The organism is Streptomyces sp. NPDC006294, from assembly GCF_042870895.1.
In the GTDB taxonomy this organism is placed as follows: Bacteria; Actinomycetota; Actinomycetes; order Streptomycetales; family Streptomycetaceae; genus Streptomyces.
This window is the reverse complement of record NZ_JBIAHV010000027.1, coordinates 1-16,425: the sequence shown is the minus strand read 5'-3', so window position 1 is coordinate 16,425 and position 16,425 is coordinate 1. Positions and strand designations below refer to the sequence as shown.

The window sequence follows — 16,425 nt, the reverse complement described above, 5'->3', positions numbered from 1 at the left end:
GGACCGCGTAGCCGCATCCTTCACGCCCCACCGTACCGCCTTGCGCCGCGGCCGTGCGGGGAGCGATGTCGTGTTCACTCAGGGCTGCAAACATCAATTCCCCCCGTTCTGTTCCGTATCCTGTGCGCGCGCGTTCCCGTGCAGTTCGTCACGGAGCAGGCCGAGCACGCTCCGTACGCTCTCTCTACGGATTTCCCCGCGGTCGCCGTTCAACCTCAATGCGGCCACTTTCCCGGTGCCCGCGGGACCCGCGACCGCCACATATACCGTCCCGACGGCCTGTCCGTCCTGCGGTTCGGGCCCGGCGACCCCCGTGGTGGCCACTCCCCAGTCCGCGCCCAGTACGTCCCGTACCCCTGCCGCCATCTGCGCGGCGACCTGCGGGTCCACCGCTCCCCGGGCCGCCAGGAGGTCCGCGTCGACGCCCAGAACATCCCTCTTGAGGGTGGTGGCGTAAGCCGTGACGGACCCACGGAAGGACTTCGAGGCACCGGGCACCGAGGTGAGCTCCGCGGCCACCAGACCGCCCGTGAGGGACTCGGCGACCGCCAGCGTCTGGCCACGCTCCGCAAGGAGGGTCAGCACCGTCGCAGCTCCGGTCACCTCTGGGAACCCGGCGCCTTCCGTTCCGACTCGATCCCCTGGCGCCTCAGCACGATCGCCTGCCGCACGTAGTCGAGGGCGGTGACGACGGTGAGGACCACGGCGAGGGCCATCACCCAGAACCGCAGGGTCGCCAGCGGCCCGGTCAGCGCGAGCACGTACATGCCGACCGCGGTGCCCTGGGCGAGGGTCTTCATCTTGCCGCCGCGACTGGCCGGAATCACTCCGTGCCTGATCACCCAGAACCGCATGAGCGTGATCCCGAGCTCACGGAAGAGGATGATGCCGGTCACCCACCACGGGAGGTCACCGAGCGCGGAGAGGCTGATCAGGCCCGCCGCCATGATCGCCTTGTCGGCGATCGGGTCCGCGATCTTCCCGAAGTCGGTGACCAGGTTGTACGTGCGGGCCAGGTGTCCGTCGAAGATGTCCGTGATCATGGCGACGGCGAAGGCCGCCCAGGCCCATGCCCGCCAGGCAGGGTCGTAGCCGCCGTCCTGGAGCAGCAGCAGCACGAAGGCCGGCACCAGCACGAGCCGCACCATGGTCAGGATGTTGGCGATGTTCCACAGGCTGGCCTGATTCACGGCCGCAGCGCCCAGCTTGCCGCCGGGCGCCGGCCTCCCGGTCCCGCCCGCCGCGGATGCCGGCACTCCGGTCATCTGCCCGCCTCCTCGTCAGGGGTCCGGGGGCCGGCCCCCAGGACCTCGCAGTACTCGGCCACCAGGTCGACGCCCTCGGTGCCCACGACCTTCGCCACGACCATACGGCCGGGTTCCAGACCCTCGGCGGAGGTGAACACGACCTGTCCGTCGGTCTCCGGCGCCTGGTGGGCGGCGCGGCCCACGGCGCCGTCCTCGCCGTCCACGGACTCCACCAGCACCTCGAGGCGCTCGCCCAGCCGCTCCTCCGCGCGCTGCGCGGTGAGCTCGTCGGCGATCCGCGACAGATGCTCCAGGCGCTCCGCGACGACGTCGGCGTCCAGCTTGTTGTCGTAGGTGACGGCTTCGGTGCCCTCTTCGTCGCTGTACCCGAAGACGCCGATGGCATCCAGGCGCGCCGCCGTGAGGAAGCGTTCGAGCTCGGCGAAGTCCGCCTCGCTCTCGCCGGGGAAGCCGACGATGAAGTTCGAGCGCACACCCGCCTGCGGGGCCTTGTTCCGGATGGTCTCCAGCAGTTCGAGGAACCGGTCGGTGTCGCCGAAGCGTCGCATGGCCCGCAGCACGCCGGGCGCGGAGTGCTGGAACGACAGGTCGAAGTAGGGCGCGACCTTCGGCGTGGAGGTGAGGACGTCGATCAGGCCGGGACGCATCTCGGCGGGCTGCAGATAGCTGACCCTGACCCGCTCGATGCCGTCGACGGCCGCCAGCTCGGGCAGCAGCGTCTCCAGCAGGCGGATGTCGCCGAGGTCCTTGCCGTACGAGGTGTTGTTCTCGGAGACCAGCATGACCTCCTTGACGCCCTGCTCGGCCAGCCAGCGCGTCTCCCCCAGCACGTCGCTCGGGCGGCGCGAGATGAAGGAGCCGCGGAAGGACGGGATGGCGCAGAACGTGCAGCGCCGGTCGCAGCCCGAGGCGAGCTTCACGGAGGCCACCGGGCTGCTGCCGAGGCGGCGGCGCAGCGGCGCACGCGGCCCGGACACCGGGGCGACGCCTTCCGGCAGGTCCTCGGGCGCCGGCGCGGCGTCTCCGTGGCCGGGCAGGGCCACATCGGTGGCGTCCTGCCGCTCGACGGGGCTCAGCGGCAGCAGCTTGCGCCGGTCGCGGGGGGTGTGGGCGGCGTGCGTGCCGCCGCTGAGGATGGTCTGCAGGCGGTCGGAGATGTCGGCGTAGTCGTCGAAGCCGAGCACGCCGTCCGCCTCGGGCAGTGCCTCTGCGAGGTCCTTGCCGTACCGCTCGGCCATGCAGCCCACGGCCACGACGGCCTGGGTTCTGCCGTGATCCTTGAGGTCATTGGCTTCGAGCAGGGCGTCGACGGAGTCCTTCTTGGCGGCTTCGACGAATCCGCAGGTGTTGACCACGGCGACGTCGGCGTCGGAGGCGTCCTCGACGAGCTCCCAGCCGTCCGCTGCCAAGCGGCCTGCAAGCTCCTCCGAGTCCACCTCGTTACGGGCGCATCCGAGAGTGACAAGGGCGACGGTACGGCGTTCGGGCATGGGCTCAAGACTACTTTGTCCCGGCCCGGGCCCCGGCCGCGAGGGTCGGGGCCGTCCGTACGCCGCCGCGGGGGTCAGCCGACCTCCGGGTCGCCCTTCGTGTAGGAGAGCCGTTCGACGCCGCCCATCTTGAATTCGTCCTCGACCTTCTTGCCGTTCACGAACAGCTCGATCGCCCCGGCGTTGCCGAGGATCAGGTCGACGCGCTCGTCGTCCTGGAAGGTCTTGGTCTCGCCCTTGAGCAGCAGTCCGTCGAAGAGCAGCTTGCCGTTGTGCGACTTGGCGGAGATCCAGCTCTTGTCACTGGTGGCGGAGAGCTTGACCGTGACCTTGTCCTTCGGGACGGCCGCGATGGCGCTCTCGGTCGGGTCGGGCTTGGGATCGGAGGGCTTGGTCGTCGGGGCCTCTGTCGGGCTGGGCTCGATGTCCGCGGGGCCTTCGGCGACGTTGGCGCCGCCGGTCTCGCCGTCGCTGAAGAGGGTGAAGCCGGCGAAGCCGACCACGGCGACGATCGCGGCGACCATGGCCGCCGTCCAGTTCGGGCGGCGCCGCTCGGGACGGATGCGCTCGGCTTCGAACAGCGGGGCGGCGGGGGTCGGCGCGGGACGGCCGCCGTGCTCGTCGTCGTACTGCGCGACGAGCGGTTCGGGATCGAGTCCTACGGCGTGGGCGATCATGCGGATGTGCCCGCGGGCGTACACGTCGCCGCCGGAGCGGGAGAAGTCGTCCTCCTCGATGGCGTGCACGATGGGGATGCGCACCCGGGTGGAGGTACTGACCTCGTCGACGGTCAGGCCTGCGCCGACACGCGCCTGCTGAAGCACGTGGCCGATCGAAGGCCGGTCGTCCTCAATTGAAGGCCGGTCGTCTTCGGGGGAGTTGCCGATGGACACGGGGGCGCCTTTCGAGCGTGTAGCCACCTGCTGGAGGTTCAGTCTATGGGTGGTACGAAAGGGTGGGGCAACCGGGCGTGGGGCTTTGTACGCCATCGGAATGGACCTGTGATCCCGGGGGGTCGGGACATCTGTACATCCCTCCCTCCAACTTGACGTACGACCAAGGGAAACGGTTGCTCCCACAACCCTTACGAGTGAGTCTCTCCGCGAATCACGGCGAGCACTCCATCCAGTTCGTCCGGTTTCACGAGAACGTCACGGGCCTTTGACCCCTCGCTCGGTCCGACGATGTTCCTCGACTCCATCAGGTCCATCAGCCGGCCCGCCTTCGCGAAGCCCACGCGCAGCTTGCGCTGCAGCATCGACGTCGAGCCGAACTGGGTGGAGACCACCAGCTCGGCGGCCTGGCAGAGCAGATCGAGGTCGTCGCCGATGTCCTCGTCGATCTCCTTCTTCTGCTTGGTGCCGACCACCACGTCGTCCCGGAAGACGGGGGCCATCTGGTCCTTGCAGTGCTGGACGACGACGGCCACCTCCTCCTCGGTGACGAAGGCGCCCTGCATACGGGTGGGTTTGTTGGCGCCCATCGGCAGGAAGAGGCCGTCGCCCTTGCCGATCAGCTTCTCGGCTCCCGGCTGGTCGAGGATGACCCGGCTGTCGGCGAGGGACGACGTGGCGAACGCCAGGCGGGACGGCACGTTCGCCTTGATCAGGCCGGTGACGACGTCGACCGAGGGCCGCTGCGTCGCCAATACCAGGTGGATGCCCGCCGCGCGCGCCAGCTGTGTGATGCGCACGATCGCGTCCTCGACGTCACGCGGCGCGACCATCATGAGGTCGGCCAGCTCGTCGACGATGACCAGGAGGTACGGGTAGGGCTGGAGCTCGCGCTCGCTGCCCTCGGGCGGCTTGACCTTGCCGTTGCGGACCGCCTGGTTGAAGTCGTCGATGTGCCGGTAGCCGTACGCGGCGAGGTCGTCGTAGCGCAGGTCCATCTCGCGCACCACCCACTGCAGGGCCTCCGCGGCCCGCTTGGGGTTGGTGATGATCGGCGTGATCAGGTGCGGGATGCCCTCGTAGGCGGTGAGCTCGACCCGCTTGGGGTCGACCAGCACCATCCGGACGTCCTCCGGTGTCGCTCTTATCATCACGGAGGTGATCAGGCAGTTGATGCACGACGACTTGCCGGAGCCGGTGGCGCCGGCGACCAGGACGTGCGGCATCTTCGCCAGGTTGGCCATCACATAGCCGCCCTCGACGTCCTTGCCGAGCGCTACCAGCATCGGGTGGTCGTCCTCCGCGGCGTCCGCGAGGCGCAGGACGTCGCCGAGGTTGACCATCTCGCGGTCGGTGTTCGGGATCTCGATGCCGACGGCGGACTTGCCGGGGATCGGCGAGATGATCCGCACGTCCGGGCTGGCGACCGCGTACGCGATGTTCTTGGTCAGGGCCGTGATGCGCTCGACCTTCACCGCCGGGCCGAGCTCGACCTCGTACCGGGTGACCGTGGGGCCGCGGGTGAAGCCGGTGACGGCCGCGTCGACCTTGAACTCGGTGAACACGGTGGTCAACGAGGCGACGACCGCGTCGTTGGCGGCGCTGCGGGTCTTGCCGGGTCCACCGCGCTCGAGCAGGTCGAGCGAGGGCAGCGCGTAGGTGATGTCGCCGGAGAGCTGTAGCTGCTCGGCCCTGGGCGGCAGGTCCTTGGGCTGTTCGCGGACCGGCTTGGTCAGGTCGGGCACGGCGCCCTTCGCCGCCGGGACCCGCTCCTCGCGGTCCGCGGCCTCGGGCTCGCGCGCGGTCGGCACGGGCGTGGCGGCGCGCTGGCGGTCTGCGGTGACGTCACGCGTCAGGTCGGCGACGAGCGGCGAGGGCGGCATGCCGTTCAGCACGGCTCCGTCCAGGGCGGCCGCCGCGGCCGCGGCGACGTCCACGGCGTCCATCTCCCGGCCGAGGGCCGGCTGGACGGAGGGCCGGCGCGGCCGGCGGCGCCGGGCGAGGGCCTCCTCCTCCGCGGTGTCCGGGCCGCCGTCCACGGGGGCCGCGCGGCGTCCGGAGCGGCGCGGCGCGGCGGGCAGGGCCTCGCGCCACTGCTCCTCGTACCGCTCGTCGTCGTCCTCGGCCACGGCGTCGACGTCGTGCCGGGGCTCGATGATGCCCAGCTTGGAGCCGAGCAGCCGCAGGCGCTGCGGGACGGCGTTGACGGGTGTGGCGGTGACGACGAGGAGACCGAAGACGGTGAGCAGCACCAGCAGCGGCACCGCGAGCGCCTCGCCCATGGCGAAGATCAGTGGCTTGGACGCGACCCAGCCGATGAGTCCGCCCGCGTCCTGGATCGCCTCGGTGCCCTCGCCGCGGCCGGGCGAGCCGCACGCGATGTGGACCTGGCCGAGTACGCCGATGACGAGCGCGGAAAGTCCGATGACGACACGGCCATTGGCCTCCGGCCGTTCGGGATAGAGGATCAGCCGCACCGCGACCGCGCCCAGCAGTATCGGCGCGAGCAGGTCGAGCCGGCCGAAGGCGCCGGTGATCAGCATCTCGACGAGGTCGCCGACCGGGCCGCGCAGATTCGACCAGGTGCCCGCCGCGACGATCAGGGCCAGGCCGAGCAACAGCAGCGCCAGGCCGTCCTTGCGGTGTGCCGGATCCAGTCCCTTGGCGCCGCGCCCTATGCCGCGGAACATCGCCCCGACGGCGTGCGCGAGGCCCAGCCAGAGGGCGCGCGCCAGGCGGTACACACCACCGGTGGGGGACGGTGCGGGTTTCGGCGGGGCCGCCTTCTTGGCCGCTGCCTTCTTCGCGGGCGCCTTCTTGGGAGGCGCCGTCTTCTTGGCGGCGGCCTTCTTGGCCGGCGCCGCCTTCTTCGCGGCGCCGGTCGTACGGCCGGCGCGCGGCTTCGCGGTGCCCGCCGTGCCCTGGGAACCCTTGCCGGACGTACGTGAGGCCATGGTGGTGAGGTTACCGGTGGAGACGGCAGGGGACACGTGTGCCCACTGCTTCACCCGTTCGTGTCGTTGCCGATGTGCCGGGAAACTGACGCATGCTCAAGCACGGGCCGGCGCCCGGACGCACCCGCCTAGCTCTGCGACGGGAGTGTCTGGGAGCCGCCGCCCGTGCCGGGCTCCAGGGCGTCAAGAGCCCTGCGCAGCCCGGTGAGTTTACGCTCGAGGTGGGCTGCCGTCGCCACGGCAGCGGCGTCCGCCGAATCGTCGTCGAGCTGCTTGGAGAGCGCCTCCGCCTGCTCCTCGACGGCGGCGAGACGCGCGGACAGCTCGGCGAGGAGACCCGCGGGCTCGCGGCCGGCGCCGGTTTCCGACTGGTTGCCGCCCTCGAGCTGGAGCCGCAGCAGCGCCGCCTGCTCGCGCAGTTGGCAGTTCTTCATGTAGAGCTCGACGAAGACCGACACCTTGGCGCGCAGCACCCACGGGTCGAACGGCTTGGAGATGTAGTCCACCGCACCGGCCGCGTAACCGCGGAAGGTGTGGTGCGGGCCGTGGTTGATCGCCGTCAGGAAGATGATCGGGATGTCCCTGGTCCGCTCCCGGCGCTTGATGTGCGCGGCGGTCTCGAATCCGTCCATCCCGGGCATCTGAACGTCCAGCAGAATGACCGCGAAGTCATCCGTCAGCAGCGCCTTGAGCGCTTCCTCCCCTGACGATGCCCGCACCAGCGTCTGATCGAGCGCGGAGAGGATGGCCTCCAGCGCAAGCAGATTCTCCGGCCTGTCATCGACCAGGAGGATCTTGGCCTTCTGCACCATGCCCCGTCCTCCTCGCCCCGGCATGGGGTCTCCCCAGCTCGATGAGCCGGGGGACGCACCGGGCGCCGCCCCAGGGGACGACTCCCTTGCGCCGCCCGTCCTTGTGCCGGTCATGGTAGCCGCACCCCGCCCGTCGCCACACCCTGTCACCGTGATGTCACTGTGCACGTACCGCAAACGTGGGGGGAGATCGGATAGTTCCCCGAACTCATCGGTCCCACACGCCTTCGGCCACATTCGATCAGCGACTCGCGCACAATCGCACGCCCGACACTCACTTGTCGCGCATCCACTGCTCCATCACCGAGAGGAGATGGTCGGGATCGACCGGCTTCGTCACATAATCCGATGCGCCGGACTCGATCGCCTTCTCCCTGTCGCCCTTCATGGCCTTCGCCGTGAGCGCGATGATCGGCAGCCCCGCGAACTGCGGCATCCTGCGGATCGCCGTCGTCGTCGCATAACCGTCCATCTCCGGCATCATGATGTCCATCAGTACGACCGTCACATCATCGTGCTGCTCCAGGACCTCGATGCCCTCCCGGCCGTTCTCCGCGTAGAGCACCGACAGGCCGTGCTGCTCCAGCACGCTGGTGAGCGCGAAGACGTTGCGGATGTCGTCGTCGACGATCAGGACCTTCTCACCGTCGAAGGCGAACACCCGCCGCTGCTCGGCGCCCTCCTGCTCACCGGCGGCCGCTGTCGCCCACGGCTCCTGGCCCGGGGCCTCCCCGAGCTGCCCGGCGGTCCGCTGGGCCTCCAGGGCCGCCTGCGCCTTCCGGCGCCGGCGCAGCAGGGCCGCGGGACCCGCCGGAACGGCGGCCGGCTGGTGCGGCTCCTGTGCGCCGCCGGCGTCCTCCGTGGCGCGCTCCAGGCCCAGGCCGCTCCCGACGCCCGGTACCAGCTGCGGATAGCCCTGCGGGGGCAGTTCGGTCGGCTGCAGCGGCAGATAGAGGGTGAACGTCGAACCGCGCCCCGGCTCGCTCGCCGCATGGATCTCGCCGCCCAGCAGCCGCGCGATCTCCCGGCTGATCGACAGGCCGAGTCCCGTGCCGCCGTACTTGCGGCTGGTCGTCCCGTCCGCCTGCTTGAACGCCTCGAAGATGACCCGCATCTTGCCCGCCGCGATCCCGATGCCCGTGTCCGTCACCGAGAAGGCGATCAGGTCCCCGTCCGCGTCCCGCAGCGACCCCGCCTCCAGCAACTGCTCCCGGATCGACTGCGGCACATCGGCGCCCGCCGGCCGGATCACCAGCTCGACCGCACCGCTGTCGGTGAACTTCACCGCGTTCGACAGGAGGTTGCGCAGCACCTGGAGCAGCCGCTGCTCGTCGGTGTGCAGCGTCGCGGGCAGCTCCGGCGAGACCCGGACCGAGAAGTCGAGCCCCTTCTCCGCCGTCAGCGGCCGGAACGTCGCCTCGACATAGTCGACCAGCTGCACCAGCGCGATACGGGTCGGGCTGACGTCCATCTTGCCCGCCTCGACCTTCGACAGGTCGAGGATGTCGTTGATCAGCTGCAGCAGATCGGACCCCGCGCCGTGGATCGTCTCGGCGAACTCCACCTGCTTCGGGGACAGGTTGGCGTCCGCGTTGTCCGCGAGCAGCTTCGCCAGGATGAGCAGGGAGTTGAGCGGCGTACGCAGCTCGTGCGACATGTTCGCCAGGAACTCCGACTTGTAGCGCATGGAGACCGCGAGCTGTTCCGCACGCTCCTCCAGCACCTGCCGGGCCTCCTCGATCTCGGTGTTCTTCACCTCGATGTCGCGGTTCTGCTGCGCCAGCAGCTCGGCCTTCTCCTCCAGCTCCGCGTTGGACTCCTGCAGCGCCTTCTGCCGGTTCTCCAGCTCCGCGGAGCGCTCACGCAGCTGCTCGGTCAGCTCCTGCGACTGCTTGAGCAGCACCTCGGTCTTGGTGTTGACGCTGATCGTGTTGACGCTCGTCGCGATCATCTCGGCGATCTGGTTCAGGAAGTCGCGCTGGATCTGGGTGAACGGCTGGAACGACGCCAGCTCGATCACACCGAGGACCTTCCCCTCGAACAGCACCGGCAGCACGATCACATAGGCCGGCGAGGCCTCGCCGAGCCCCGACGAGATCTTCAGATAACCCGGCGGCACATTGACCTGAATCGTGCGCTTCTCCTCCGCCGCGGTCCCGATCAGGGTCTCCCCCGGACGGAACGACGTCGGCATCAGACCCGCCGAGTAGCCGTAACTGCCGCGCATGCACAGCTCGTACGACTCGCCGCCCGACTCCGGGCCGCCCGTGGGCACGGCCAGGAAGAAGGCGCCGTGCTGGGCCGAGACGACCGGAGTGAGCTCGCTCATGATCAGCGAGGCGACGTCCTCCAGGTCGCGGCGGCCCTGCATCAGACCGGAGATACGGGCCAGGTTGCCCTTCAGCCAGTCCTGTTCCTCATTGGCGAGGGTGGTGTCGCGGAGGTTCGCGATCATCGTGTTGATGTTGTCCTGGAGCACCTGGATCTCACCGGCGGCGTCCACATCGATCTTCAGATTCAGATCACCGCGGGTCACCGCGGTCGCGACCGCCGCGATGGCGCGCACCTGCCGGGTGAGATTCCCGGCCATCTCGTTCACCGACTCCGTGAGGTCGCGCCAGGTGCCGTCGACGTCCCGCACCCGCGCCTGACCGCCCAGCTGCCCGTCGGTGCCCACCTCGCGGGCCACCCGGGTCACCTCCTCGGCAAAGGAGGACAGCTGGTCGACCATGGTGTTGATGGTGGTCTTCAGCTCGAGGATCTCGCCCCGCGCGTCGATGTCGATCTTCCGAGTGAGATCGCCCTTGGCGATCGCGGTGGTGACGGTGGCGATCTGGCGCACCTGACCGGTCAGGTTGGACGCCATCGAGTTCACCGACTCGGTCAGGTCCTTCCAGGTGCCGGAGACGCCCGGCACCCGCGCCTGGCCGCCGAGCCGGCCGTCGGTGCCCACCTCGCGGGCGACCCTGGTCACCTCGTCGGCGAACGACGACAGCGTCCGCACCATCGTGTTGACGGTGTCGGCGAGCTCCGCGACCTCGCCGCGCGCCTCGACCGTCACCTTCTTCGTCAGGTCTCCGTTGGCGACCGCCGCCGAGACCCGCGAGATGTTGCGCACCTGACTGGTGAGGTTGTTCGCCATCAGGTTGACGTTGTCGCTGAGGTCCTTCCAGATGCCGGTGACGCCGCGCACCCGTGCCTGGCCGCCCAGTACGCCTTCCGTACCGACCTCGCGGGCGACCCTGGTCACCTCGTCCGCGAAGTCGGACAGCTGGTCGACCATCGTGTTGACGGTCGTCACCAGCTCCAGGATCTCGCCCTTCGCGTCGACGGTGATCTTCTTCGACAGGTCGCCCTTGGCGACGGCCGTCGTCACCTCCGCGATGTTGCGCACCTGGGAGGTGAGGTTGTTGGCCATGAAGTTGACGGACTGGGTGAGGTCCTTCCAGGTGCCGGACACACCCTGGACCTCCGCCTGGCCGCCGAGGATGCCCTCGGTGCCCACCTCGCGGGCCACCCGGGTCACCTGCTCCGCGAAGTTCGACAGCTGGTCGACCATCGTGTTCAGGGTGTTCTTCAGCTCGAGGATCTCGCCCCGCGCGTCCACGTCGATCTTCTGCGACAGGTCACCGCGGGCCACCGCCGTCGCGACCTGCGCGATGTTGCGCACCTGCGCCGTGAGGTTCCCGGCCATGCCGTTCACGGAGTCCGTCAGATCACGCCACACACCGGCCACGCCCGGCACCTGGGCCTGGCCGCCGAGCCGGCCGTCCGTGCCCACCTCGCGGGCCACCCTGGTGACCTGCTCCGCGAACGCGGAGAGCTGGTCGACCATGGTGTTGATGGTGTTCTTGAGCTCGAGGATCTCGCCGCGTGCGTCCACGTCGATCTTCTGGGACAGGTCACCGCGGGCCACCGCCGTCGTCACCTGCGCGATCTGACGCACCTGGGAGGTGAGATTCCCGGCCATGAAGTTGACGGAATCCGTCAGTTCCTTCCACGTACCGCTGACGCCGTCGACCCGCGCCTGGCCGCCGAGCCGGCCTTCCGTGCCCACGTCCCGCGCCATGCGCGTGACCTGGTCGGCGAACGAGGAGAGCTGCGCAACCATCGTGTTGACGGTGTTCTTCAGCTCCAGCATCTCGCCCGCGACGTCCACGGTGACCTTCTGCGACAGATCACCGTTCGCCACCGCCGTCGTCACCTGCGCGATGTCACGCACCTGACCCGTGAGGTTACGGAACGCCGTGTTCACCGAATCGGTGAGGTCCTTCCACGTCCCCGCCGCACCCGGCACCTCCGCCTGGCCGCCGAGCCGTCCCTCGACTCCGACCTCGCGGGCCACCCGTGTCACTTCGGAACCGAAGGACTGGAGCTGGGCCACCATCGTGTTGACGGTGTTCTTCAGCTCCAGCATCTCGCCCGCGACATCGACGGTGACCTTCTGCGACAGATCACCGTTCGCCACCGCCGTCGTCACCTGCGCGATGTCACGTACCTGACCCGTGAGGTTACGGAACGCCGTGTTCACCGAATCGGTGAGGTCCTTCCACGTCCCCGCCGCACCCGGCACCTGCGCCTGCCCGCCGAGCAGGCCCTCCGCGCCGACCTCGCTGGCCACGCGGGTGACCTCGTCCGCGAACGTCCGCAGCGTCTCGGTCATCTGGTTGATGGTCTCCGCGAGCTGGGCCACCTCACCCCGCGCGTTGACCGTCACCTTCTGCGACAGGTCGCCGTTGGCCACCGCCGTCGTCACCTCGGCGATGCCGCGCACCTGGGAGGTGAGATTCCCGGCCATCGTGTTGACCGAGTCCGTGAGGTCCTTCCACACGCCGGCCACGCCCGGCACGGTCGCCTGACCGCCCAGCTCGCCCTCCGTGCCCACTTCCCGGGCCACCCGGGTCACCTCGGAGGAGAACGACGACAGCTGGTCGACCATCGTGTTGACGGTGTCCTTCAGCTGCAGCATCTCGCCGGCCACATGAACGGTGACCTTGCGGGACAGATCGCCCTTCGCGACGGCCGTCGTGACGAGAGCGATGTCACGCACCTGCGCCGTCAGCCGGTACGCCATGGTGTTGACCGAATCCGTGAGGTCCTTCCACGAACCGGACATACCGCGCACCTGCGCCTGGCCGCCGAGTTTGCCCTCGGTGCCCACCTCGAGCGCGACCCGGGTCACCTCGTCGGTGAACGCCGACAGCTGATCCACCAGGCTGTTGACCGTACGCGCGACCTTCAGGAACTCGCCGCGCAGCGGGCGCACCGCCGCCGCCCCGTCCTGGCCTTCGACGGCCGGCGAACGCAGCTCCATGCGCTGCTCGAGATCACCGTCCGCGACCGCGGAGAGCACCCGCCCGACCTCGGACACGGGCCGCGCCAGGTCGTCCACCAGTTCGTTCGCGGCGTCGACAGCCGCCGCCCACGACCCTTCGCAGGCGCCCGTCTCCAGCCGCTCCGTGAGTTTTCCCTCACGGCCGACCATCCTGCGGACCCTGGCGATCTCACCCGTGAGGTGGAGATTTCGGTCGGCGACCTCGTTGAAGACAGCCGCGATCTCGGACATCACGCCATCGCCCGACACCGTCAGACGGCGGCGGAAGTTGCCGTCGCGCATCGTCACAAGGGCGGCCAGCAGCCTGTTCAGGGCTGCTGTGTCGACCTCGGTTGTCCCATTGCTCCGGGACCGTCCGCCTTTCGCGCGCGTATCTTTGGTCCGCGCCGTCACGCCAGACTCCACCGTGTCCCTCCCGCAGGGGTTGACCGTTACTGCCTGGGCCGTCTCAGGAAGCCTGCCCAGTGTTTCACCATGCCGGAACCAGGCGATAACAGTTCGGCAGCTTCGCATAGCGTCCCCACCCCCGGAGGGCGGAAACAGCGGTGACCGGCATCCGCTCGGACAGCGAAGGTAAGTAACCTGGCATCCGGCTGTCCAACCGCCCCGGTCCGCCCGGCGGGGGCGGTGTGGTGCTCGACTACCACCGGGCACCGGGAGGGGCAGGCCGATCATGGCAGAGCCGGGCGTCGAGACGCGTACGAGGAGTTCTGTGATCACCGCGCGGGCGGCTGCCAGCTTCGACCCTGTCGGGCGGTCCGTCGCGACCGCCCGCGCCTTTGTCCGCGACACCCTCCAGGGGTGGGGACACTCCGACGTGGTGGACGACGCGGTGGTGCTCACCAGTGAGCTCGTCACCAACGCCGTCATCCACGCCGGAACCTCCGCGGACGTGCTGTGCCTGCGTTCCGAGGACGGCGTCCGGGTCGAGGTCGCCGACCGCTACCCGGAGCGGGAGGTGCCGATACAGGGCGCCGGCCGCACCATCGCGAACCTCGACAGCGAGAACGGACGCGGGCTGCTCCTCTGTGCGGCGCTCGCCTCCCGCTGGGGCGTGGAGTACACGCCGACGCGCAAGACGGTGTGGTTCCAACTCGACCTTCCGCAGCGGGCGGTCGGCACCCGCTCCGCCGGCCCGGTCGTACCGACCGCGATGCTGCCGGTCACCGAGGACCGGGTCCGGGTCGCCGTGACCCAGATCGACCGCACCGGCACGATCTCCGTGTGGAACGAGGACGCCGAGCACCTCTTCGGATACGCGGCGGACCAGGTCATCGGCAAGCCGCTCACCGACTTCGCCGCCTGGCCCCACACGCCCGGCCTCGGCACGGGCATCGCCGAGGCTCTGCGGCTGTCCCGCTGGGAGGGCAGCTACGGCATCCGCGGCAGCGACGGCCGGGTGATCCCGGTCTACGCCTCCCACCTGCGGGTGCGCGACGCGCACGGCGAGCCGTCCACGGTCTGCCTGCTGGTGCGCGACGACGAGCGTGCCGTGCTTCAGTCGCCCCAGCGGACCCCCGGCGGCGACAGCCGCTCTGAGCACCGCAGCACGGACCCGTTCGAGGTCTTCATCGGCTCCCCCGCCCCCGACGATCTCGACGGCCTGCTCCAGCGCACCGTCGAACGGGCCAGGGACATGCTCGACGGCGACGCCGCCTTCCTGCTCCTGGCCACCGACGACGAGACGGAGCTGGAGGTCCGGGCGACGACGGGACTCCCCTCGGCCCGCCAGCGCTTCGCCCGTGTTCCGGTGGAGGCCGGCGCGGGACGTTACGGCTCCGCCCGGATGCCCGCGGTCCACGAGGACCTCGCGGCCGTCCCCGGGGCCGTTCCGCTCCTCAACTCCACAGGTATGCGCTCGGTGGTCACGGTGCCGCTGAAGGTGGAGGGCCGGCTCACAGGCTCCCTCGGCGTGGCCGCCGAATCCGCCGGCCGCTACTCCAACGAGGAGGCGCTGCGCCTGCAGTTCGCCGCGGACCGCATCGCGCTGGCCGTCGAATCGGCACGGCTGGGCGAGCTGGAACGGCTGCGCCGCGGCTCCCTGTCGTTCCTCGTCGAGGCCTCCGACCTGCTGGCCGGCACGCTGGACCGGGACCAGACGCTCGCGCTGATGGCACAGATGACGGTCCCCACGCTCGCCGCCTGGTGCGCGGTCTACACGATCGCCGACCAGTCCTCCGAGCCGTACCTCAGTTATGTGCTGCACGAGGACGAGGAGCGCATCGACGGCCTCAAGGCCCTTCTGTCGAGGATCGACCCGCCCGACCCGGTGCCGACGCCCGGCGCCCGGGTCTGGAACGCGCCCGGCGAGGCCGCCCAGCGGGCGGCGCTGCTCGCGTCGAAGCGCGAACTGGGCCTGAGTTCCTCGCCGCCCGTCTCCTCCGGCATCGGCACGACGCTCGCCACGGCGGCCACGGTCGGCGGCGAGACCGTCGTCCTGCCGCTGGTCGCCCGTAACCGCGTGATCGGGATGCTGACCCTCGGCAAGCCGTCCGACGACCACTTCCGCCAGGAGATCCTCGAACTCGCCGAGGACCTCTCCCGGCGCGCGGCCCTCGCACTGGACAACTCGCGCCTCTACTCGGAGCGCATGGCGATCAGCCAGTCCCTCCAGCGCAGCCTGCTGCCGCCCGAACTGCCGCAGATCCCCGGCGTCGAGGTCGAGGTCATCTACCGCGCCGCGGGCGAGGGCAATGAGGTCGGCGGCGACTTCTACGATCTCTTCCCCATCCGCGACGGCGCGTACGGCTTCGCGATCGGCGACGTCTGCGGCACGGGCCCCGAGGCCGCGGCGGTCACGGGTCTGGCCCGTCACGCTCTGCGCCTGCTCGCCCGTGAGGGCTTCGGTGGCCCGGCGGTCCTGGAGCGGCTGAACGCGGCCATCCTCGACGAGGGCGCCCGCAGTCGCTTCCTCACGCTCCTGTACGGGGAGCTGTGGCCGCAGGAGGACGGCAGTGCGGTCCTCAAGGTCGTCTGCGCCGGCCACCCGCTGCCGCTGCGGCTCCGCCAGGACGGCACCGTGGAGCCGGCCGCCGAGCCGCAGCCGCTCCTCGGCGTCATGGAGGACCTGGAGCTGTACGAGCAGATGGTGACGCTCGACCCGGGCGACGTGCTCCTGTGCGTGACGGACGGCGTCACGGAACGCCGCGAGGGAACGCGCATGTTGGGCGACGACGGCCTGACCGAGGTACTGACGCACTGCACCGGCCTGACGGCCGGCGCGGTCGCAGGACGGGTGCTGAGGGCCGTGGAACGCTTCGCGGCGGAGCCGGCGTCGGACGACATGGCCATCCTGGCGATGCGGGTCCCGGAGCCTCACAACACCTGAGACGGAACATGAAGAAGGCCCCCGCCGAAAGGCGGGGGCCTTCTTCATGGTGAAGCTTGTTTGTCCGAGCCCCCAAACGGAATCGAACCGTTGACCTTCTCCTTACCATGGAGACGCTCTACCGACTGAGCTATAGGGGCCTGTTGCGCGTGGCAACGGGATAAAGCATACCCCGGATCAGGGGATGCTTCAAAACCGGCCGCCGAATCCGTCGGATCCGTCGTGAACGGGCCCGGAATCGGTCCGGAATCGGTCGTGAATGGGTCCGGAACGCAGAAAAGCCCCGCACCAGAGGTGCGGGGCCTTCCCACAATAATTGTTCGGCGGCGTCCTACTCTCCCACAG

General features: G+C 69.8%; 8 protein-coding genes and 1 tRNA gene. 1 reads left to right on the top strand and 8 read right to left on the bottom strand.

The features are described from left to right. Positions 1-93: 93 nt before the first annotated feature. The 7 genes from ACFYOP_RS32460 to ACFYOP_RS32430 form a co-directional block, all read right to left on the bottom strand. Entirely contained in the window at positions 94-603 is a 510-nt protein-coding gene (locus ACFYOP_RS32460) for a CinA family protein (protein ID WP_356899429.1), read from the bottom strand. After that, a complete protein-coding gene (pgsA, locus tag ACFYOP_RS32455) occupies positions 600-1,265 on the bottom strand; it encodes a CDP-diacylglycerol--glycerol-3-phosphate 3-phosphatidyltransferase (RefSeq protein WP_356899430.1) in 666 nt (221 codons plus the stop codon). Before pgsA ends, ACFYOP_RS32460 begins: the two co-directional genes overlap by 4 nt. Further along, on the bottom strand, positions 1,262-2,758 hold the full coding sequence (gene rimO / locus ACFYOP_RS32450; protein WP_356899431.1) for a 30S ribosomal protein S12 methylthiotransferase RimO: 1,497 nt from the start codon (positions 2,756-2,758) through the stop codon (positions 1,262-1,264). The genes pgsA and rimO overlap by 4 nt, the downstream gene beginning before the upstream one ends. Before the next feature lie 74 nt (positions 2,759-2,832). Next, complete coding sequence (locus ACFYOP_RS32445; protein ID WP_356899433.1) at positions 2,833-3,651, bottom strand: helix-turn-helix domain-containing protein; 819 nt, start codon at positions 3,649-3,651, stop codon at positions 2,833-2,835. 191 nt (positions 3,652-3,842) lie between these two features. Continuing rightward, the gene (locus tag ACFYOP_RS32440) at positions 3,843-6,605 is read right to left on the bottom strand and encodes a DNA translocase FtsK (protein ID WP_356899434.1); all 2,763 of its coding nucleotides are present in this window, start codon (positions 6,603-6,605) and stop codon (positions 3,843-3,845) included. 128 nt (positions 6,606-6,733) lie between these two features. Further along, on the bottom strand, positions 6,734-7,417 hold the full coding sequence (locus tag ACFYOP_RS32435; protein ID WP_356899435.1) for a response regulator: 684 nt from the start codon (positions 7,415-7,417) through the stop codon (positions 6,734-6,736). Positions 7,418-7,691: 274 nt separating this feature from the next. After that, positions 7,692-13,157 carry a HAMP domain-containing protein gene (locus ACFYOP_RS32430; RefSeq protein WP_388453773.1) on the bottom strand — a complete coding sequence of 1,822 codons (5,466 nt, stop codon included), beginning with the start codon at positions 13,155-13,157 and terminating at the stop codon, positions 7,692-7,694. A gap of 268 nt (positions 13,158-13,425) precedes the next feature. Between ACFYOP_RS32430 and ACFYOP_RS32425 the strand changes: the two genes are divergently transcribed. Further along, on the top strand, positions 13,426-16,080 hold the full coding sequence (locus ACFYOP_RS32425; RefSeq protein WP_356899437.1) for a SpoIIE family protein phosphatase: 2,655 nt from the start codon (positions 13,426-13,428) through the stop codon (positions 16,078-16,080). 67 nt (positions 16,081-16,147) lie between these two features. Here ACFYOP_RS32425 and ACFYOP_RS32420 read toward each other — a convergent pair. Further along, a tRNA-Thr gene (locus ACFYOP_RS32420) sits at positions 16,148-16,220 on the bottom strand. Positions 16,221-16,425: the final 205 nt, after the last annotated feature.

What these genes read in the sequence shown, in the direction of transcription:
- pgsA (WP_356899430.1), bottom strand. Translation starts at nt 1,265, where the DNA reads ATGACCGGAGTGCCGGCATCCGCGGCGGGCGGGACCGGGAGGCCGGCG.
- rimO (WP_356899431.1), bottom strand. Translation starts at nt 2,758, where the DNA reads ATGCCCGAACGCCGTACCGTCGCCCTTGTCACTCTCGGATGCGCCCGT.
- ACFYOP_RS32440 (WP_356899434.1), bottom strand. Translation starts at nt 6,605, where the DNA reads ATGGCCTCACGTACGTCCGGCAAGGGTTCCCAGGGCACGGCGGGCACC.
- ACFYOP_RS32435 (WP_356899435.1), bottom strand. Translation starts at nt 7,417, where the DNA reads ATGGTGCAGAAGGCCAAGATCCTCCTGGTCGATGACAGGCCGGAGAAT.
- ACFYOP_RS32425 (WP_356899437.1), top strand. Translation starts at nt 13,426, where the DNA reads ATGGCAGAGCCGGGCGTCGAGACGCGTACGAGGAGTTCTGTGATCACC.